This window comes from Kribbella sp. NPDC104218, assembly GCF_055584105.1.
Genome location: NZ_JBVJMQ010000001.1, coordinates 3,261,890 through 3,280,708 on the forward strand (window position 1 = coordinate 3,261,890; position 18,819 = coordinate 3,280,708).

Consider the following 18,819-nt stretch of genomic DNA (forward strand, 5'->3'; position numbering starts at 1 on the left):
TCACTTTCGGCGTCCGGGAACTCCCCGCGGCCGGGCGGACGCCGTACTGTGAACTCGTGAGTAACTCATTCGACCTGTACGCGCTGTCCGAGGAGCACGACGCCATCCGGGCCGCGGTCCGCGACGTCTGCGACGCCAAGGTCGCGCCGAACGCCGGCGATGTCGACGAGCTGGCCGAGTTCCCGAAGGCGTCGTACGACGCGCTGAAGGCCTCGGACTTCCACGCTCCGCACATCCCCGAGCAGTACGGCGGCGCCGGGGCGGACGCGCTCGCCACCGTGATCGTGATCGAGGAGGTGGCCCGCGCCTGCGCGTCGTCCTCGCTGATCCCCGCGGTGAACAAGCTCGGCTCGCTGCCGCTGCTGCTGTCCGGGTCGGACGACGTCAAGCAGGCCTACCTGCCGCCGGTGGCCGCCGGTGACGCGATGTTCTCCTACTGCCTGTCCGAGCCCGAGGCCGGCTCGGACGCCGTCTCGATGAAGACCCGCGCGGTCCTGGACGGCGACCACTACGTGCTGAACGGCGTCAAGCGCTGGATCACCAACGCCGGCGAGAGCGAGTACTACACCGTCTTCGCGGTCACCGACCCCGACGCCCGCTCCCGCGGCATCTCCGCCTTCGTCGTCGAGAAGTCCGACCCGGGCGTCTCCTTCGGCGCCCCGGAGAAGAAGCTCGGCATCAAGGGCTCCCCGACCCGCGAGGTGTACTTCGACAACGTCCGGGTCCCGGCGTCCCGCCTGATCGGCGACCCCGGCACCGGCTTCGCCACCGCGATGGCCACCCTCGACCACACCCGCGTCACGATCGCCGCCCAGGCCCTCGGCATCGCCCAGGGCGCCCTGGACTACGCCCTCGGCTACGTCCAGGAGCGCAAACAGTTCGGCAAGGCCATCGCCGAGTTCCAGGGCCTCCAGTTCATGCTCGCCGACATGGGCATGAAGATCGAAGCCGCCCGCCAACTCACCTACGCCGCCGCCGCCCGCTCCGAACGCAACGACCCCAACCTCACCTACTTCGGCGCCGCCGCCAAATGCTTCGCCTCCGACGTAGCCATGGCCGTCACCACCGACGCCGTCCAACTCCTCGGCGGCTACGGCTACACCCACGACTACCCCGTCGAACGCATGATGCGCGACGCCAAAATCACCCAAATCTACGAAGGCACCAACCAGGTCCAACGCATCGTCATGGCCCGCCAACTCCTCAAAGGCCTCGCCTGAACAACCCCGCCTCCGAGCTCGATCACGGCGTTGTGCGGTGAGCTTGAAGTGGTAGTGGAACGGGCTGGTGATCGGGGGGTGTTGCGGGGGAGGGTTTCGCCGGTCGGCGATGGGGAGCCTCGCCGAGCTCGGTTGTGAGATCGGAGAGGGACGAGATGCGATTCCGCCTGCTTGTGCTTGTTGTTACGGGTTTGCTGGTGGTGGTTGTGGGGGCTGACGCTCACGCGGCTGGGGGTGTGCCGGCGGGGGTTGTCGCGGTGGTTGACAGTGATGGGGACTCGCTGCCGGACAGTTGGGAGACGGACGGGTACGACGCTGATGGTGACGGCGTTGTGGATGTGGATCTGCCGGCGATGGGGGCTACGCCGGACAAGAAGGATCTGTTCGTCGAGATGGATTACATGGAGGGGCGGCTGACGAGTGCCGCGGCTCTGGATCGGATCGTGGAGACTTTTGCGACTGCGCCGGTCCGCAATCCTGATGGGAGCTCCGGGATTCGGATCCATCTGGACGCCGGGCCCGCCCGAGGGGCGGCGTACGACTTGGGCGGGGGCAACCAGGTGCCGTACGACGAGAACCTCGAGCCGGCTGAGGAGGAGACCGACGCGATCAAGGCGACGAACTTCGCTCCGGAGCGCCGGGCTGTCTTCCACTACATGCTCTGGGCCGACGATCACGGGTCCACCTGTAGTAGTGGGATCTCGTTCGCGATTCCGAACGACACCTTCATCGTGACGCTGGGCCGCTGCTGGACGGTCACCGACGATCGAGCGGTGGGAACGTTCATCCATGAGCTCGGCCACGACCTCGGACTTCGGCACGGCGGCGGCGATCACACGAACTACAAGCCGAACTACCTGAGTGTGATGAACTATCACTTCCAGCTGGACGGCGTACCGCGCGTGGCTGGGCCGGCGTCGTTCGGCTATTCGGAGTCCACGCCGTTGACCCTGGACGAGCTCAACCTGGCGGAGCCGGCCGGAATCGGCAGTACGGTGGCCGGGTGGCGGACCAAGTGGAAGTGCCCGGACAACTCCACCCGGACGTCGGAGTCCGCAGCCTTCGGGATCGACTGGAACTGTGACGGCGCGCTCAACGACGCGGTGCCGGCCGACATCAATCACGACGGCCGCATGTCGACATTGACCACGCAGAACGACTGGGACGCCCTCGTCTTCGGCGGCGGCGAGGTCGGCGCCGGGGACGCACACGCCACCGCGACCCCCGCCGACGAGCTCCGTGAGCTGACCGAGCAGGAGTACGAGAACCACAAATGAACCGCATGAAGATCGCGGTCCTGATCGCGACGATCGGCTTGCTGGCTGCCTGTTCGGACGACGGTGATCCGACGGGCAGCCCGCCGAGACCCCAGGTCACGAACGACGTCTCGGCCGGACCGCCGTCGAGGACTCCGAGCGCGCGGGTCACCCCGACCGTGCGGCCCAATCCGCCCGCGTCGTACCGGCCGGCCTGGCCGCAGGGGACGGTGAAGACGAAGGCCGGCTACCTGGTGAATTCCTGTGTTCCCAGGTCTTTGCACGGAAACGTCATCTCGATCACGGACGTCGACGGCGTCCGGCTGTCGGCGCTCGTGCTCGGCCGGGGGACGAACGGGGTCGTGCTGTCACATGAGCAGGGATACAGCATCTGCTCATTTCTCGAGCTCGGTCAGCAGTTGGCACAGCGCGGATTCCACGTGATCATCCCGGAGTTCCGTAACCACGGAGCTTCGGAGAAGTCGCCCGACAACGACAACATCGACCGTGACGGCGCGGCGGCGCTGAAGGAGTTACGACGTCGAGGTGCGCAACGGATCTTCGCCGGAGGCGCCTCGTGCGGCGGCACGGTCTCGGCCCGGATCGGGGCGACCGATCCGGGTCTCGTCGGGCTGCTGATCATGTCGTCCCCGGCGAAGTGCGGCGTCATCGACGGGCTGGGCCCGGTGGCGCGAATCACCGAGCCGACGTTGATGGTGGTCTCGCCGGGCGACATGCTGGGCGCGGTCGAGCGTGAGGTGCGCAAGCTGTTCAAGGCTTCCGCTGACCGGAACAAGCGCCTGATCGTCAACCAGAGCGGCTACCACGGGACGGACCTGTTCCGCGAGGCGCCGGACGGACGGAAGCTCCAGAAGACAGTGCTCGACTTCATCGTCGCGTCCTTCCGGTAGGTCCGCGACCCGAGAATGGGCGCGGATCGAACTGTCGAATGGATGGTGACCGCGGGCAGCATCCGGCCATGGATTTGCGCTACGTCCACTTCAGCGCCGTGGACCCTCTCTTCTACGAGGACCCAGCTCGGGAGGGTCGGTCGGATACTCGTTTCGCGGCCGCGGACAGGGCGGTTCCCGAAGGGTGGTCGCGGACGTCGGCCGGTCCGTGGGTCGTCGTGTCGAGGACGGACGCGACCCTGCCCGACCAGGGGTGGAAGATCCACGTCACGAGTGTCGCCCACAGCGCGGCACGCGTCGTCGACGAGGTGTCGGATTACTGCACGAAGCGAGGGACGGCGTACAAGTTCCTGCGCGGGCCGGACCTGCATCGAGAGTTGAACGGCAAGTACGCCGATCGGCGGACGAGCGGCAAACTCGTCACGATCTACCCCCGGGACGACGAAGAACTCCGTGCGGTTCTCGATGAGCTGGACACCCGGCTGAGCGGCGTCCAGGGGCCCTATGTGCTGACCGACTTCCGTTGGGACGCCGGCCCGCTGTCGATCCGGTACGGGGGATTCGCCGAGCTGTACTGCACCGACGAGGACGGCGAGCAGGTTCTCGCCGTACGTCGTCCTGATGGCGTACTCGTTCCGGATCGGCGGGCACCCGTCTTCGAGTATCCCGACTGGGCGCCGGTTCCGGCCTTTGTGCGGCGGCGGATCACCGCCGAGCAGGGGAACGAGACCGAGTTCCCGTTCCGGGTCGTCAAAGCCCTGCATTACTCGAACGGCGGTGGCGTCTACCTGGCAGCTGAGATCCGGACCGGCGACCAGGTGATCCTCCGCGAGGCGAGACCGCACGCGGGTGTCGATCCTGACGGCAACGATGCGGTCGTTCGGCTCCACCGGGAGGCGGAAACGCTGCATCAACTCGAGGACCTGAAGTTCGTCCCCTCGCTGCGGGACGTGGTGCAGATCTGGGACCACCACTTCCTGGTCGAGGAGTACTTCGACGGGCGCACACTCGAGGCCGAGTTCGGTTCCAGGTTCGGCCGGCTGGTGGCGGACCCGAGCTGGCAGACCACCGTCGCCCACACCGACTGGGCCCTCGGCATCGTCGAGCGGCTGACGCGCATGGTCGAGCAGCTGCACGAGCGCGGGTTCGTCTTCGCCGACCTGCATCCGAGCAACATCATGGTTCGCCCCGACGGAGAGCTGGGCCTGATCGACTTCGAGGCGGCGTACCGCTTGGACGGCGGGACGCCGGTCAGCCTGGGTGCACCGGGCTTCTACTCGTCAGCAGCGCGGGAAGGTATCGAACCGGACCTCTTCGCGCTGGCCTGCCTCCGGATCTGGCTCTTCGTCCCGCTCCAGGTCCTGCTGGATCTCGACCCGAACAAGGTCGACGATCTCCTGGAAGAGATCGGGAGCCGATTCCCTGTCCCGCCTGGCTTCCTCGTCGAGACCCTGGACGCCTTCGAGCGTTCGTGGGGCCTACCGCGGCCGCGTGGCCAGGTGATCCCCGGCGCCGCCGTCCCGTCCTGGCCGATCGCGTCGGACGACGTCGTGGACTGGAAACCGATTCTGGACTCGATAGCCGCAGGCATCGTCGCCACGGCCACCCCAGAGCGGACTGATCGGCTCTATCCCGGCGACGTCGCGCAGTTCGACCGGCACGGTGGTCTGGGCTTGGCACATGGCGCAGCCGGCGTGCTGCACGCGCTGGCCGCCTGCGGCTACGGCCTGGACCCTCAGCACGTCGCCTGGCTTATCGAGCGCGGCGCCGCGGCGGATCTCGAACCTGGCCTGTACGACGGTCTGCACGGTCTCGCCTGGTTCTTCCACCGGCACGGGTATCGCGATGAAGCGGCCGAGGTACTCGATCGCGCAACGGCCGCGCAGTCCCGGCTGACGAACATTGGCGTGGAAACCGGGCTGAGCGGCGCTGCTCTCAATCTGTTGTGGTTCGGGCGTTTCAGCGAGGCCGCGCTGATCGGCGAGCAGCTTGCGGCGAAGCTGACCGGCAGCGGTACGGCCGTAGCGAAGCTGGCTGAGCCGATGACGCTCGGCCTGATGGGCGGCTGGTCCGGTGCTGCTTTGCTCTTCATCGGTCTGCACGAGCAGGACCAGGACTCCGACTGGCTGAAGCTCGCTCTCCGGGCGCTGCTCCGTGATGCGGATCGGCTCCAGCGGGCGGATGGTCAGCTTCTCCTGCCGGATCGATCGGGCAGATCGCTGCCCTACCTTGCCGAAGGCACCATTGGCCTCGGTCTCGTCGCCGATCGACTTCGGCGACTCGCTCCGCACCCGGCGCTCACTTCTTTGGTACGAGCGTCGGATCAGATCGCCCAAGGCCCGTTCTGCTACGCCCCCGGCCTGTTCGAGGGAACCGCCGGCCTGATCCATTACCTCGCGGCCCGAGCAACAAGCCCGGACGGTCCGTCGAGGGCCCTCATCGATCAACAGATCAGCGGACTTTCCCGTCATGCCCTGTCCCATCGCGGTCAGCTGGTCTTCCCCGGACGGCGGCTCCTGCGCTTGTCGACGGATCTCGCGACCGGTGCGGCGGGCATCCTGCTCGCCCTGAACGCGGCGATCACCGGTGTCGACGACGTACCGCACCTTGCTTCCGCCGGCCGACGGCCCGCGGATTCCACCGATCCGAAGGGAGCCGGCTGAACCTCACTTTCCGACCAGGACGTACCGATATGACCACCAACGAAACGGAGTTGTCATGAACACCATTCTCGGACTGCAGGGCCTCGAGGTCGCTACCGACGCCGAGCGGATCAACAGCTTCTTCAGCAGCAACCGGCACATCAAGGCTGCGCATGAGGTCGTTACCGAGGACTGATCTCCGGTAACCCGAGGAGCCCCCGCCGGAGCACTACGGCGGGGGCTCCCCGGCTGTCCGGGACTGTTTCCGGCCACCCGCCGGTGAGCGGGATCTGAACGCTGAACGGGCTGTTGAGCGGGCCGTACCGGCCGGGATACTTCCACAGTCGGCGACGGAGTCTCAGTGGTGACGGCTCCGTCTCAAACCAGCCGGCCGCCGCCGGGCCCGGCTACTCGACCTCCAGGACAGTGTCGGCCCGGCGGCACCCACCGGCGAAGGGGGCCGAGCATCTACCACTCGAAGAGGCGTCGTCGCTGGATCGAAGGTTTCCGCCGGTGGCGGCGAGCCAAAGTTCGCCCCGCCGGCGAGGAGCCGGCGACCGACCCGGTGTTCCCGGTTGCGCCGGACGGCAACGAGCAGTGGAGCGGCCTGAACGTCCGCTGACGGCAGATGCCGATCGGTGGTCGCGCCCTTGCTGAGCCGAAGGTGGACAGGAAACGACCTTCACTTCGGCTGGAGATCCCGGCCATCGTGCTGGGTCTGTCTTCGTGTGAGGAGCGAGAGAATGCGACGATCCTGGTGGATCCGGCTCACGGCGTTGTGCCTGAGCACGGCCGCGGTGTCGATGAGTTTGTCCGGTGGCCCCGCCGTGGCGGCCCCGCAGTACAACTTCGTGGTCAACGCCAAGTCGGGTGCGGCAGCCTTCGCGGCCGCGCGGTCGGCTGTGGTGGCAGCGGGCGGCGTCGTCAAGATGGCGTACCCGCAGATCGGTGTGCTGGTGGTGACATCCGACAGCTCCGCGGTGGCGAGCGCCGTCCGGAAGTCTTCGGCAGTCAGCTCGGCGGGCGCTACCCGGACGGTTCCGGTCGCGGCCGCGTCCGGCGAGGAGGTTGGCCCGCAAGGCTTGGCGATTCAGGACCCGCTGGAGCCGAAGCAGTGGGGGCTCCGCGCGATCAAGGCCGACCAGGCGCACGAGGTGACGCGCGGCCGGCGCGACGTCCTGCTGTCCGTGCTGGACAACAGCATTGACGACACGCACCCCGACCTGGCGCCCAACTTCGACAAGTCCGCGTCGGCGAACTGCGTTGGCGGCGTACCGGATGCGACCGAGGGCAGCTGGCGACCGCCGTCGCTGACTTCGGCGCACGGAACGAGTGTGGCCGGTATCGCGGCCGCCGCCTACAACACGGTCGGGATCGCGGGTGTGGCGCCGGGCGTCAGCCTCGCCGGGGTCCGGGTGGCCTCGGGCGGTCTGTACACGACCGATTCTGTCGTGTGCGGGTTGGTGTGGTCGGCCGAACACGGGGCCGACGTGGTGAACATGAGCTTCTACACCGACCCGTGGTACTTCAACTGCGTCGACGATCCGGACCAGCGCGCGCTGGTCGAATCGGTGCAGCGGGCAACGAAGTACGCCGGTTCCAAGGGCACGGTCCTGGTCGCCTCCGCGATGAACGACAACTTCGACCTGGCCGCGCCGACGCTGGAGGACCGCAACAGTCCTGGCGACGGTACGCCGACCCCGCGGGTCGTCGATCGCTCGAAATGCATCACGACGCCCGCCGAGCTGCCCGACGTGATCGCGGTCTCGGCCACCGGCGCCCACAACCTCAAGTCGTCGTACTCGAACTACGGGCTGGGCGTCGTCGACATCGCCGCCCCAGGCGGCGAAGCGGAGAACTACCAGCAGCCCGAGCCGCCCGCGGAGAGCAACCAGATCCTCGCGCCGATCCCCGGCGGCAAGTGGGACTACGTCAGCGGTACGTCGATGGCCGCGCCCATGGTCTCCGGCGTCGCGGCGTTGATCCGGTCCGTCCACCCGAACGCCTCGCCCAGCGAAGTCCGGGCCCGCCTGTTCGCGCAGGCGACCGACCTGCCGTGCCCACCGTCGTACGACTTCGACCAGGACGGCAAGGTTGACGCCGTGTGTGCTGGAACCACCGCGAAGAACGGTTTCTACGGCCACGGTCTCGTCAACGCCCTGGCAGCCGTCACCCGCTGAATCGGAGTAGCGCCGTGAAGATGAATGCCGCCGTCTACCACCGGCCGGGTGAAGTCCGTCTGGAGCAGGTGCTCGTTCCGCAACCAGCTGCGGACGAGGTCCTGATCCAGGTGCACGCGGCCGGCGTCTGTGGGACGGACAGCAGCGAGTTCGCGGACCGCCGAACGATCCCCGAGGGACAGCCCGTCATCCTCGGGCACGAGTTCGCCGGTGAGGTCGTCGACGTCGGGCGGGGATCGGCCGCGAGCGCCAGATCTCTGCTCGGGCAGGTCGTTGCCTGTGGCGCGGGGGTCAGCTGCGGCGCGTGCCGCGCGTGTCGGGCCGGCCGAACGAACCTCTGCGTGCACAGCCGCCTGATCGGCATTCATCAGCACGGCGGCCTGGCGGAGTACGCCGTCGCCCCGGCCGCGATCTGCGCACCGATCGGGGCGCGGGGCTTCGGATCGGACGTCGCCGCGTTGGCCCAGCCGATGTCCATCGCGGTCCACGCCAGGAATCGCGGCCGGGTACGGGACTACGACCGGGTCCTGGTCGTCGGCGCGGGCAGTATCGGTCTGTTCATCGCCCGTGCCTGCGTCGCCGTCGGTGCTCGGGTAGCGGTCGCGGCTCGCTCCGACGACCGGTTGGCGATCGCGTCGCGGCTCGGCGCCGAGCTGGTGATCGACACCAGGGTTCAGTCCCCGGCCGACGTACTGGCGGCGGACGGCGGTCTCGCCGATGTCGTCTTCGAAGCTGTCGGTAGCCCGGCGGCCGCAACCTTGTGTTTCGACTCGGTCGGTCGGGGCGGCAGAGTGGTGCTCACCGGGTTGCCGACCAGCCCGTACGCCGAGAACGTACGCCGCTGGGTCGCGAACGAGCTCGATGTGCTGGGCACGGTCGGGCACCAGGCGGCCATCGACCTTCCGGAGGCGATGGACCTGCTGGACGGCCGGTCGTGGCGTGATGTCGCGCCGACGGTCTTCCCGCTCGACAAGATTGTGGCCGAAGGCATCGGTCCCCGGTCCGGCGAGGCCGCCCACCGGGCCAAGACCCTCTTCGATCCGCGGGCGACCGCGGCCCGGCCGCTGACGAACAGTAAGTGAACCAGGTCTGGACTGTTCTTCGAATCGGTGTGGCTGCGAGGCTCTCGAGCATGATCCCCGAACCACATCTACCGGACGGTTCCGGTTTGCTGGCGGTGGTCGCGGCGTACTTCCGCGCTCAGGAGACGAAGCGACCGGACCGTTTGTTCACCGATCCGCTGGCGGCCTCGTTCCGGCCTGACACCAATCGCGAACTGGTCGAGTTGCTCGACAGGATGGCCGGCCGCGGCGTCCGCCCTTCGGCGCTGTGGCGTTCGCTGGCCGCCAGGATCGCCGTCCGGACCCGGTACTTCGATCGCGAGATCCGGATCGCGGTCGCGGACGGCTGCCGCCAGGTCGTCCTCCTGGGCGCTGGGCTGGACACCCGGGCGTTCCGGATGGGTCCGTTGCAGGGAGCAACGGTCTTCGAGATCGACTCCGCGGTGGTACAGGCCTACAAACAACAGGTCCTGCACGACGCCGGAGCACGCCCGATGGCGCAGCGGGTGACGATCGCCGCGGACCTGCGCGGAGCCTGGGTCGAGGAGCTGATCGCTGTCGGCTTCTACCCCGGCGAACGATCGATCTGGGTCGCAGAAGGCCTCCTGGACCACCTCACCACGGCCGAGCTCGACACGCTCCTCGCCAGGATCGGCTCGATCGCGGCAACCGACAGCCGGCTGGCGATGGACCACCTGTCCCGTCGAATCCGACGGAACGACCTGGTGACCGAGACCCCGGACGACGACCTCCTGGCCGACCTACTGGCCGACATGATGCGAGCCGGCCAGATCGGCGACCTGACACGATCCCCGTCATCCGCAGCCTGGGCCTTCCGCGGCCAAGACCTGACCGCCGAAGCCCAACGCCTCGGCCGCGACACCCCCGACCTACCCACGACACCAGGCACGTCACCCCCCAGATCCGTCCTCGTCCGAGGCCTGAAAGACAGGATCCCCGCCCCGGTGAGTGTCTGAGGATGTTCAGCCGAGCTTGATCGAGCCGCCCCAGTCGTCGCGTTGCAGTCCGGTCGGGTCGATCTTCCAGTGGCTCAGGGTATTGGCGGCGGACTGGGCGAAGATGTGTTGTTCGTTGGCGTAGACGGAGGCGGCCGGGTCGGAGTGGGCTTGGCCGCCCTGGTTCGCGAAGGTCAGTTTGGTGGTGGGCTGGTCCCACCACCAGTGGTAAAGGGTGTCATCGGCGCCGCGGGCCACAACGTGTTGCTGGGAGCCGTAGCGGTAGGCGGCAGGAGTGCCTTTGAAGGCGGCCGGGGCGCCGGCCCATTTGTCGGTGTGGAGGCCGTCAGCTGGGTCGGCCCACCAGTGGAAGAGCTGGCCGTCGGCGGCTCTGGCGAAGGCGTGGATCTGACCGTCGTAGCTGAAGGTGGTCGGGTCGGAGTGCGCCTCACCGCCCCACGGCTCGACCTGCGGGCCGGGCTCGCCGGCCTTCCACCACCAGTGGTAGAGACGGTTGTCGGTGCCGCGGGCAACTACGTGGAGTTCGTCGCGAGCGGAGAAGGCGGCGGGGCGGCTGGTGATGGCGACCGGCGCTTTCGGCCAGCTGGTGACGCGCCCGGACTGCCAATGGGTGAGACCGCCATCGGCGGATCGAGCGAAGGCGTGCAGGTAATTGCCCCAGACAACGGCTGCGGGATCGGAATGTGCGGCGCCGCCCAGGTCGGCTGACCGGACCGACGCCTCACCTTCCGTCCAGGACCAGCTGAGCAGAGTGTTGGCAGCGCTGCGGGCAAGGATGTGTTGTTGATTGCCGAGGGCGGCGCCGACCGGTTTGCCCTGAACCGGGCCGTTGGCCCAGACGTCCCGTTCGACGCCGATCCCCGGCGTCCACCACCAATGCTCGAGGGCGCCGGTGACCGATGGCGCGAACATGTGGTTCTGGTGTTTCCATGCGAATGCCGCGGAGGCGGCCGGTTCCTCCGGCCCGACGGCCGAGCCGGCGCCGTACACCTCGAGCTCGTCCATGAAGGTGACAGTCGCCTTGTCGGTGCCGCGCTTCTTGAACGACACCCGGACCCACCGGGCCTGGACGGCGGGGAACGCGAGGTCGTACCAGATCTTCGACTGGCCCTCGGGACGATCGCCGGAGACGGTCTTCCGGGCGGTGAAGGTGGATCCGTCGGTGCTGGTCAGCACGGTGATCTCGTCCGGCCGGTAGTACTGGTACTCCTCATAGGCGTGCACCTTGACCTCGGCCACGCGCTGCGCCGAACCGAGGTCGATGGTCAGGTCGGTGTACCGATCGGAGCCCTGGTTCGTCTTCCAGCCGACCGAGCGGTTGTCCGACCAGGCGTCGCCGAGCTGGCCGTCGGTGAGTTGCCGCCCGGTCTCGTCCGGGTGGCTGTCCGGCGCGGGATTGAGCTGATACGCCTTGCCGGCCGCGAGATTCGGCAGGACCTGGGGATGTCCGGAGACCTCGATCGAGTTCAGCTGGTAGCCAGGGCTCCCGTTGGTCACCTCGATCCGCAGCTGGCGCGCTTTACCGACGAAGCCGACGAAGTCGTCATCGCCGTTGCCGCTGGAGGTGACGTTCGCATCGACCCAGTTGACCCCGTCGTACGACGTCCGCACCCGGTAGTTCTGTGTCGTGGCGGCGGCCCACTTGAGGTGGACGCCGTCCAGCCGGCTCTGCTGCCCGAGGTCGACCTGCAGCCATTGGGTACCCGAGCTGCTCGCCGGGCGCCAACCGGTGGTGGCGTTGCCGTCGACGGCCTTGTCGGCCCCGAAGCCGGCCGCGGCGGCGGAGCTGGTGGCTGTCTTGGCGCGTGCGTAGTCCTCGGCGATCACCGGGAGGCCGGCGGCGGCGTCCAGCGCGATCCGGCGGATGCGCTGTTGGTAGGTGACGTCCATGGCGTAGGTGTCACCGGCTTGGGCCATGCTGGCGGCGAGGTCCTTGGCCAGGCCGGGGTTGCGCTTGCCGAGAAGGTTGAGGACCTCCCAGTCCTCGATCCCGTCCCGCAGCGACTCGTAGCGAGGTGACGACTCGAAGGTCAGGCCCGCCGTGTCGGGCCGGACGATGTAGCCGTCGCCCTTACCTGGCTGGTCTTTCATGTCGTACTGCCAGTTCATCCAGGCCCAGTGCAGGTAGCCGGTCACATTGCGCGAGTACGCGTACCACATCGTCATCCGCTGATGCCATTGCGGCTGGTCGACGAACCTGTTCAGGAAGTTGCCGGCCGGGCCGATGCAGTTGTACAGCCACAGCTCCTTGCCGGCAGCGCGCTGCGTGTCGAAGGCAGCCCGGTTCTCGTCGTACAGGTTCAGGATCGGGATCACGATGTCGGCCTTCTTGGCCTGGTCCAGCCCCATCTCGCCGATCAGCGCGTCACCGATCTTCACCTCCGGCCAGCGGCTGCGGATCCGCTGCTCCAAGGCGTACCAGGCCGCGCCGCCGGCGCTGTGCCCGGCCTCGTCGCCGATGTGGTGCCACCACAGGCTCTCCCACCCCTTCGCCCGGAGATGGTCCCGCAGGGCCGGGAAGAACTGGTCGATCCACTTGCCGGCCTGGGCGGAGTCCCAGTCGATCCAGCTGAACGAGGCTTGCCCGGTCGCGGCGTCCGGCCGGCCGAGCACCTCGGTCAGCCACTTGCCGTTCGGCCGATTCGGGTCGTACCAGGGTGATTGCGAGGTATGGGTGCCGGACATCGTGAAGCCCTCGAGCCGCTTGATGTGCCCGGCCGCCATGATCCGCTCGACCACCTGGTCGAACCGCGTCCAGTTGAACTGGTAGTTGCCGTTGGCATCGACGCCGCTACCGCCTTCGCGGAGCAGGTGGATGACCGGGAGCTGCAGGCTGTTACCGCGGTACTTCTTGTGCATGGCCGCGAAGTTGTCGATGACCTGCCACCAGCGCTCGTCGTACCGCTTGACCCCGAACGTCAGCTCGCCGGTGTCGCCCTTCATGTGGTCCCAGGACGCCGGCCCGAGCATGTTGTGCCACAAGACGTTGGTGAACTGGCTGTCCTTCGTCGGCGGGATCAGCACGTCGCGGACGTTCACCGACACCGGGACCTGGATGTTCCCGGCGCTCGTCCGAAGTGTGGCGCTACCGGTGTAGACCCCGCCCCGGGCTTCGGCCGGCACGTACGCGCGGACCCAGACCGACTGCGTGCTGTTCGCGGCGACCGCCATCGACCTGTCGTTACGCAGTCGATCCGGAAACAACCCGGGCGCGTTCCGCGTCACCGGAGTCACCTCGCGCCAGCCCTCGGTCGAGTTCTTGTCGAGGTGCTCGTAGTCCACGAAGTTGTAGCTCAGATCGCTCGCGGCGATGCTGCCCGCCGGCCCCGACAACGCGCTGAACTCGACCGCGTCGATCGTGAACGCCTGCGGACGCCGCACCACGACCTGAGCGCCCTCGTACTCGGCCCGCGCACTGTCCAGGCTCACCTCCTGCCCGGCCTCGTCCGACGGGCCGCTGTCCCGGAATACCGAGGTATATGCCGATTCGGTCCACACCGAGACCCCGCCTGCCGACGGCCGCGCCGCCTCGGCGTCCAGGCTGGGCGGGCCGATCGCGACCACCAGCGAACTCGCCAGCAACCAGGCGACGTACTTCCAGGGCCGACGAGTCACGCTACCTCCAGCGATCGGGCGGAGCCTCGATCATGAAATGCCCGAGGCGTCGCTGGCCACTTATTGCCTTAGACCTCTGGCGCTCAGAGGCCCGGTGGGAGGAGGTTGAGGGCGAGGGCGGTGATGCCGGCGGCGGTGGAGAAGAGGGTGGAGCCGACGTGCATGGTGATGGAGAGGCGGATGTCTTGTTTCTTCCAGACGAGCCAGGGGCCGGGGAGGAAGAAGACGAGTTTGGAGAAGAAGGTCCAGGGGGCCCAGAAGTGGTAGAGGGCGAAGAGGACGGTGTTGAGGATGGGGGCGGTTTTGCCGAGGTGGGCGAGGCGGGGGAGGAGGAAGCCGCGGAAGTAGAGCTCTTCGATGAGGGGGAGGGAGATGCCGGTGAGGGGGAGGCAGATCGCGAGGGTGGTGATGATCGCGGCGCGGCTGTGGCCGTCGAGGTAGGTGGTGGCGCTGCCGCCGGCCTCGGCGTACGGGAGCCAGGTGAAGAGGTGCTCGAAGACGAAGTTGTCGAGGGGGATGAGGGCGGTCGAGACGATCATCATCCAGAGGAACAAGGGGATGCCGATGGCAGCCACCTTTGCTTTGGGCAACGGCTTGTCGGTGTAGTGCAGGACGCCGCGGAGGCTGAGCCGGCCGTTGCGGCGGCGGCCCAGCCAGTACAGGCCCGCGAGCAGGGGGAAGAGGATCAGACAGAGCGCGATCGCCCAGCCGAGGAAGACCGGGGCGCCCAGGGCCAGGACGAGCGGCTCGGCAATCAGTAGGTAGGCCGCGACGATCAGGACGCCGGGGATCAGGTGGAGAGCGACGGACAGGGGGAGCGAGTGACGATCGGCCAGCAGGCGGTCGGCGATTCCTGGTCTCATGGGGACGACGGTCGCCGGATCGTCTGACACGGCCCTGACGCCGCCCTGACACGGTGGCACCGCCTATTGTTCGGACATGAAGAACACGGTGGAGGTCAACGGGGTCAATCCGGTGCCGGACGCCGAACGTCGGGGGCGGCCGCGGGGGTTGTTCGCGGTCTGGTTCGCGTGGAACGTGTCGATCCTGGGTATCAGCTACGGGATCTACGTGTTCGGGATCGGGCTGAACGTCGGGCAGACGATCGTCGCCGGGACGCTGGGGTATCTGATCTCGTGCGGACTGGTCGGCGTCCTCGCGGTCGGCGGCCCGCGGACGGGACTGCCGACCTTGGTGCAGACCCGGTTCGCGTTCGGGATCCGCGGCAACATCGTGCCCGCGTTCTTCGCCTACCTGTCGAACATGGGCTGGAAGGTCACGATCATCACGCTGGCCTCGACGACCGGGGCGAATCTGTTCGGCACGCTCTGGCCGGCGCAGTTCGCGGCGGCGGACGGCAGACCGGCCGACCGGACGGTCGTGGTCTGGTTCGTCGTCGTGCTGGTGGCGACGATGGCGGCGTCCGTGCTCGGCCATGCGTTCATCATGCGGATCGAGGTGTGGATCTCCTGGGGGACCGGGCTGATGACGCTGGCGTTCCTCGGCTTCGTGCTGCCGGAGGTCGAATGGTCGCGGCTCGGCGACACCCCGGCCGGCGGTCCGCTGGCGTTCGTCGGCGGGACCATCATGGCGATGACGCTGGTCGGCCTCGGCTTCCTCAACTACGGCGGCGATTTCGCCCGGTACCTGCCGCGGGACACACCGGCGCGGGCCGTGATCGGGTGGACGACCAGCGGGCTGGCGATCCCGGTCGTCGTCCTGCTGATCGTCGGCGCGCTGCTGGTCGGCGGCGATCCGGCTCTGGGAGGCGCCGCGGCGAGTGATCCGATCGGCGCCCTGACTGCATTGCTCCCGCGCTGGTTCTTCGTCCCGTTCTCGATCGTGATCGTGATCTCGCTGATGTCCGCGGCGATCACCGGGATCTACAGCTCGGGCCTGGCCCTCGGCGCGGTCGGCGTCCCGCTGCGTCGTTCCACCGCCACCGCCCTCAACGCGTTGCTGATCGCGGCCGGCGCGTTCTACCTGCTCTTCGTCTCGACGTCGTTCCTCGCCACGTTCCAGTCGTTCCTGTCGCTGATCGCGGTGATGATGGGCACGATGGGCGGCATCCAGCTGGTGGACTTCGTCCGCCAGCGCCGCCTCGGCTGGAACACCGACCTGGCCAACCCCAAGGGCTACGGCGGCCGCACCGGCCGATGGACCGCCCTGACCAGCCTCGGCCTCGGCACGATCGTCGGCCTCGGCACGGTCACCAGCGCCGACCCCAACTTCGCGCCCCTGACCGGTTTCCTGCTCACGGACGCGGCCGCGGACGGCGTCATCGGCGCCAGCAACCTCGGCGTCGTCATCGCCACCGTGCTCGGCGCCGCGTCGTACGCCGTCCTGACGTTCGTCCTGAAACTCGACCCCCAGCCCGACCGTTCCAAACTCTGACCGGCCTGAAGGGCCCCGCCTGAACCTGGTCGGGGCCCTCCAAGGTCAGAAGCCGGTTACCAGGCGGGGCACTGGCGACAGAGGACGGCGGCGGTCGGGACGTCGGGGGTGGGGGCGGACTGGAGGGCGAGGCCGGTGACGGCGGCTGCGCCGAGGAGGGCGGTGATGACGGCCTTCTTGAAACGGGTCATGGGGAGGACTCCCTTTCAGGGCGGTTGGTAGTACCGAAAGGCTAGGGCGGTCGGGCTGGTACGCCGTCGCCGTCACTTGCCTAGGAATGCTGGTCCTACCTTGGTGCGGTGGCGGGGCGGCATACTGGGCGGCGTGGCTCATCCGTACGCGCGCGAGCTGGGTGAGTTTCTTCGGGCTCGGCGGGGGCGGTTGCGGCCGGAGGATGTCGGGCTGGAGCCGGGTGGGCGGCGGAAGGTCGCTGGGCTGCGGCGGGAAGAGCTGGCGTTGCTGGCGGGCTTGAGTACGGACTACTACCAGCGGATGGAGCAGGGGCGCGAGTTGCGTCCGTCCGATGAGGTGCTGACGGCGTTGGCCGATGCACTCGGGCTGGACGCGGCGGAGAGCCGGCATCTGTTCACGTTGGCGCGTGCGGCGCGGCGTCCGATGCCGGTGCCGGTGGAACGGGAGCCGGAGTCGGTGCCGGCGAGCACCCGACGGTTGCTGGCGGCAATGGATGCACCGGCGATCGTGCTTGGCCGCCACCTCGACGTCCTGCATTGGAACCGGATGGCCGAGCTGCTCCTCGGCGACTTCACCGCAATCCCACGCGATCGGTTGAACCTGTTGCTGCTGGTCTTCGACGAGGTGCAGGCGGCCGAGTGGGGCTGCCCGGAGTGGGAGCGGCATGCCCAGGACTACATCGCCATGATGCGCGCCTCGATCGCCACCGATCCGGCCCACCCACGGGCGACGGAGCTCATCGGCGAGCTGAGTATCCGCAGCTCCGCCTTCCGCACCCTCTGGGCCCGCCACGACGTCGGCGCCACCACCAGCGGTACCCGCGTCTACTTCTCACCCGAAGTCGGCGAGATCACGCTCGACTGGGACACCTACCCCCTCCCCGGCAGCCCCGGGCCCGTCATGCTCGTCTTCACGGCCGAGCCAGGCACCGCCGACGCCGACCGCCTCCGCCTACTCGCGCACCATTCATGACGTCGGCTTGCCTAAGAGGTGTCGTAGGGCTGGCTCGAGGGTGATGTAGCGGTAGGTGTGGCCGGCTGCGGTTAGTCGGGCTGGTAGCACGCGCTGTGAGGCGTTGGCGAGCTCCCGGGCCCCCTCTGCGCCCAGCAGCAGTTGCGGTCCGAGCGTTGGCACCGGAAGTAGTGCGGGACGGTGGAGAACCCGCGCCAGCGTGGCGGCGTACTCGCGGTTGCGTACCGGGTTCGGAGCGACGGCGTTGAGCGCTCCGGACAACTGCTCGTCCCAGAGCGCACGGTGGTAGATGTCGAGCAGATCGTCGATCCCGATCCAGGCCTGCCACTGGTCGCCGGACCCGAGCCGCCCGCCGAGGCCTGCCGCGAAGAGCGGGAATTGCGCCTTCAGGACGCCGCCGGCCGGCGTCTGTACCAACCCCGTGCGGATGTGGACGACGCGCAGACCGCCGTCGCGCGCGGGAGCAGCGGCCTCCTCCCAGTCCGTGACGAGGTCGGCGAGGAAGCCGTCGCCGCGCTCGCTGTCCTCGGTCAGGACGTCGTCCGCACGGTCGGCTCCGTAGTAGCCGATCGCCGAGGCGCTCACGAACACCTTCGGCCCGTTGGACGCCGCTGCCGCGACCGCGGCCAGCGCCCGGGTCGGTTCGATTCGGGACGCGCGCAGTTTCGCCTTGTGTGCCGGAGTGAATCGCCCGGCGATCGATGCACCGGCCAGATGGATCACAGCGTCGACGTCGTCCAGCAGCGTCGCATCCGGCGCGGCAGGATCCCAGCTGCGTTCATCAGGAGCCTTCGCAGCCCCTCGAATCAGGCGTACGACGGTATGCCCCGACGTGCTCAGCAGCGCGGCGAGCGCCGTACCGACCGTCCCGTGCGTGCCGGTCATCGCGACCGTCAGCGGGCGCATCCCGCCGCTGCGCGCCCGGCCCAAGGCGGCGAGATCGTCGGCCAGCTGGCGATGCCGGTACTCGAGCATGGAGCGCAGCAGGAAACCCGGCACGGTGCTGTCGATCTCGTCGGTGATCTCGGTGGCGTCCGGACCCACAGCCGCGAAGCTGTGCGTATGCCGCCATTTCACGACGTTCCGGACGACCGCGGTGTCGAACTCGTCGACGAATCGCTCTGGGGCCCGCGCACCGCTGTGGCGGGCAATCCAGTCGAACCCGAGCGGAAAACCGAGCACCGCGACACCTCCGGCGAGATCCTCGGCTTCCTGCTTGATCCGGACCGGCATCCACGGCGGAGTCAGCCGGACGACGGCGCCCGCGCGCTCGTGCCACGCGTAGACCTCGGGCCGGGGCGCGGCCACCACACTCGAGCGTTTCAGACTCATCTACCGCAAACCTCCACTTGCCGAACGAGCAGAATCCCAGGCGACCGGATCGGCGGTGACCACCAGG

The 18,819-nt window shown here is 68.3% G+C and carries 13 protein-coding genes; 9 read left to right on the forward strand and 4 right to left on the reverse strand.

Going from position 1 to position 18,819, the window contains the following annotated elements; all coding sequences use genetic code 11:
- The first annotated feature begins 56 nt into the window (after positions 1–56).
- From ACZ6ZD_RS15340 to ACZ6ZD_RS15370, 7 genes are all read left to right on the forward strand, one after another.
- Positions 57–1,220 (forward strand): acyl-CoA dehydrogenase family protein, encoded by a 1,164-nt coding sequence (locus tag ACZ6ZD_RS15340; protein WP_465672286.1) that lies wholly within the window; start codon positions 57–59, stop codon positions 1,218–1,220.
- Positions 1,221–1,477: 257 nt separating this feature from the next.
- Positions 1,478–2,497 carry a hypothetical protein gene (locus ACZ6ZD_RS15345; RefSeq protein WP_465672288.1) on the forward strand — a complete coding sequence of 340 codons (1,020 nt, stop codon included), beginning with the start codon at positions 1,478–1,480 and terminating at the stop codon, positions 2,495–2,497.
- Positions 2,494–3,387 (forward strand): alpha/beta hydrolase, encoded by an 894-nt coding sequence (locus ACZ6ZD_RS15350; protein ID WP_465672290.1) that lies wholly within the window; start codon positions 2,494–2,496, stop codon positions 3,385–3,387. Before ACZ6ZD_RS15345 ends, ACZ6ZD_RS15350 begins: the two co-directional genes overlap by 4 nt.
- Positions 3,388–3,455: 68 nt before the next feature.
- A complete protein-coding gene (lanKC, locus tag ACZ6ZD_RS15355) occupies positions 3,456–6,050 on the forward strand; it encodes a class III lanthionine synthetase LanKC (protein WP_465672292.1) in 2,595 nt (864 codons plus the stop codon).
- Positions 6,051–6,772: 722 nt separating this feature from the next.
- Positions 6,773–8,209: a S8 family peptidase gene (locus tag ACZ6ZD_RS15360; RefSeq protein ID WP_465672294.1), complete on the forward strand. Its 1,437-nt coding sequence runs from the start codon at positions 6,773–6,775 to the stop codon at positions 8,207–8,209.
- 20 nt (positions 8,210–8,229) lie between these two features.
- The gene (locus tag ACZ6ZD_RS15365; protein WP_465672702.1) at positions 8,230–9,291 is read left to right on the forward strand and encodes a zinc-dependent alcohol dehydrogenase; all 1,062 of its coding nucleotides are present in this window, start codon (positions 8,230–8,232) and stop codon (positions 9,289–9,291) included.
- Between the two features lie 50 nt (positions 9,292–9,341).
- Complete coding sequence (locus tag ACZ6ZD_RS15370; RefSeq protein ID WP_465672296.1) at positions 9,342–10,247, forward strand: SAM-dependent methyltransferase; 906 nt, start codon at positions 9,342–9,344, stop codon at positions 10,245–10,247.
- Between the two features lie 6 nt (positions 10,248–10,253).
- Here ACZ6ZD_RS15370 and ACZ6ZD_RS15375 read toward each other — a convergent pair whose 3' ends face one another.
- Both ACZ6ZD_RS15375 and ACZ6ZD_RS15380 read right to left on the reverse strand, forming a co-directional pair.
- Complete coding sequence (locus ACZ6ZD_RS15375; protein ID WP_465672298.1) at positions 10,254–13,862, reverse strand: glycoside hydrolase domain-containing protein; 3,609 nt, start codon at positions 13,860–13,862, stop codon at positions 10,254–10,256.
- 83 nt (positions 13,863–13,945) lie between these two features.
- Positions 13,946–14,725 carry a CPBP family glutamic-type intramembrane protease gene (locus ACZ6ZD_RS15380; RefSeq protein ID WP_465672300.1) on the reverse strand — a complete coding sequence of 260 codons (780 nt, stop codon included), beginning with the start codon at positions 14,723–14,725 and terminating at the stop codon, positions 13,946–13,948.
- Between the two features lie 76 nt (positions 14,726–14,801).
- On the opposite strand from ACZ6ZD_RS15380, the gene ACZ6ZD_RS15385 reads away from it, so the two are divergent.
- Complete coding sequence (locus ACZ6ZD_RS15385; protein ID WP_465672302.1) at positions 14,802–16,256, forward strand: purine-cytosine permease family protein; 1,455 nt, start codon at positions 14,802–14,804, stop codon at positions 16,254–16,256.
- A 56-nt stretch (positions 16,257–16,312) separates the two neighbouring features.
- Here the strand turns inward: ACZ6ZD_RS15385 and ACZ6ZD_RS15390 are convergent, their stop codons facing one another.
- Complete coding sequence (locus ACZ6ZD_RS15390) at positions 16,313–16,447, reverse strand: hypothetical protein (RefSeq protein ID WP_465672304.1); 135 nt, start codon at positions 16,445–16,447, stop codon at positions 16,313–16,315.
- Between the two features lie 133 nt (positions 16,448–16,580).
- On the opposite strand from ACZ6ZD_RS15390, the gene ACZ6ZD_RS15395 reads away from it, so the two are divergent.
- Positions 16,581–17,420: a helix-turn-helix transcriptional regulator gene (locus ACZ6ZD_RS15395; protein ID WP_465672306.1), complete on the forward strand. Its 840-nt coding sequence runs from the start codon at positions 16,581–16,583 to the stop codon at positions 17,418–17,420.
- Here the strand turns inward: ACZ6ZD_RS15395 and ACZ6ZD_RS15400 are convergent.
- On the reverse strand, positions 17,415–18,752 hold the full coding sequence (locus ACZ6ZD_RS15400; RefSeq protein ID WP_465672308.1) for a TIGR01777 family oxidoreductase: 1,338 nt from the start codon (positions 18,750–18,752) through the stop codon (positions 17,415–17,417). The two genes, ACZ6ZD_RS15395 and ACZ6ZD_RS15400, sit on opposite strands and share 6 nt — an antisense overlap.
- Positions 18,753–18,819: the final 67 nt, after the last annotated feature.

What these genes read in the sequence shown, in the direction of transcription:
- ACZ6ZD_RS15365 (WP_465672702.1), top strand. Translation starts at nt 8,230, where the DNA reads ATGAATGCCGCCGTCTACCACCGGCCGGGTGAAGTCCGTCTGGAGCAG.
- lanKC (WP_465672292.1), top strand. Translation starts at nt 3,456, where the DNA reads ATGGATTTGCGCTACGTCCACTTCAGCGCCGTGGACCCTCTCTTCTAC.
- ACZ6ZD_RS15400 (WP_465672308.1), bottom strand. Translation starts at nt 18,752, where the DNA reads ATGAGTCTGAAACGCTCGAGTGTGGTGGCCGCGCCCCGGCCCGAGGTC.
- ACZ6ZD_RS15385 (WP_465672302.1), top strand. Translation starts at nt 14,802, where the DNA reads ATGAAGAACACGGTGGAGGTCAACGGGGTCAATCCGGTGCCGGACGCC.
- ACZ6ZD_RS15350 (WP_465672290.1), top strand. Translation starts at nt 2,494, where the DNA reads ATGAACCGCATGAAGATCGCGGTCCTGATCGCGACGATCGGCTTGCTG.
- ACZ6ZD_RS15370 (WP_465672296.1), top strand. Translation starts at nt 9,342, where the DNA reads ATGATCCCCGAACCACATCTACCGGACGGTTCCGGTTTGCTGGCGGTG.
- ACZ6ZD_RS15360 (WP_465672294.1), top strand. Translation starts at nt 6,773, where the DNA reads ATGCGACGATCCTGGTGGATCCGGCTCACGGCGTTGTGCCTGAGCACG.
- ACZ6ZD_RS15380 (WP_465672300.1), bottom strand. Translation starts at nt 14,725, where the DNA reads ATGAGACCAGGAATCGCCGACCGCCTGCTGGCCGATCGTCACTCGCTC.
- ACZ6ZD_RS15390 (WP_465672304.1), bottom strand. Translation starts at nt 16,447, where the DNA reads ATGACCCGTTTCAAGAAGGCCGTCATCACCGCCCTCCTCGGCGCAGCC.